The sequence below is a fragment of the Saccharopolyspora hirsuta genome, from assembly GCF_008630535.1.
Classification (GTDB): Bacteria; Actinomycetota; Actinomycetes; order Mycobacteriales; family Pseudonocardiaceae; genus Saccharopolyspora; species Saccharopolyspora hirsuta.
This window is the reverse complement of sequence record NZ_VWPH01000039.1, coordinates 1-1,024: the sequence shown is the minus strand read 5'-3', so window position 1 is coordinate 1,024 and position 1,024 is coordinate 1. Positions and strand designations below refer to the sequence as shown.

Genomic DNA, 1,024 nt, shown 5'->3' with positions numbered 1-1,024 from the left:
GAGTCATGACACCGCTGATGACCACGACTGTGGACACGACCCCCGCACCGGGTGTGGTCGTGTCTGCGGGGATGCCCGCGCGGGCCGAGTCCGCGTCCGGTCTCCCCGTGTCGTGGCCTGCCCCGGTGTCGTCCTACACCGACACTGAACTCGCCGCGCGGATCGGGGAGATGGAACAGCAGATCCGCCGCGCCCGCATGGAACAACTGGAACTGATCGCCGAAGCCGACCGCCGCCGCCTGCACACCACCCATGGCGCGCGTTCGACTCAGGCCTGGCTGACCAGCCTGCTCAACATCGACGGACCCGAAGCCACCACCCGAGTCCGCCTCGCCACCGCCACCACCACCAGCGGCGAGACCACCACGGAAACCGACACCGCCCACGCAGATTCGTCGGCGCCCGCATCCGTGCGTCTACCGGTCACCGGTGAGGCGTTGGCGGAGGGCGTGATCGGCTTGGAACACGCCAAGGTCATCTCCCGTTGCATCACCAAACTCCCCGCCCACGCACAGCACCGCGTGGGTGAGGTTGAGCGATTGCTGGTCGAGCACGCCTGCCAACAGTCCCCGCGAGACCTCGCGAAGCTGGCCGATCGGATGCGGTACATGCTCGACGGCGACGGCGCGGTCCGTGACGAGCAGGCCCAGTACGAATCCCGGGAGCTGCACTACGCCACGGCTCGTGACGGCATGCTGGTGATCAAAGCCCGTCTGGACCGGGAAACCGGCGCGAAGTTCGTCACCGCCCTGCAACCCCTGGCTGCACCCCGCCCCGAAACCAACGGGGTCAAGGACCCGCGCACGGTCGGGCAGCGCAACGCCGACGGCCTGGCCACCCTGCTCGACCTCGCCCTGGACAACGACGGCATGCCCCGCACCGGTGGGCAGCGACCCCACCTCACGGTCACCATCGACTACAACGACCTCCAGCAGCAGGTTCAAGCCGCCCACACCACCGCCCCCGGTGGTGCGGGCATGCTGGACGGCACCGGCCAGTACCTCAGCCCGCAGACCATTCGCCG

Annotated in this window: 1 protein-coding gene; it reads left to right on the top strand. The window is 68.9% G+C overall.

Annotated elements, in window-relative coordinates:
- Window positions 1-125: 125 nt before the first annotated feature.
- The coding region (locus tag F1721_RS34215; RefSeq protein ID WP_246155539.1) for a DUF222 domain-containing protein at window positions 126-1,024 on the top strand (899 nt) is incomplete at its 3' end.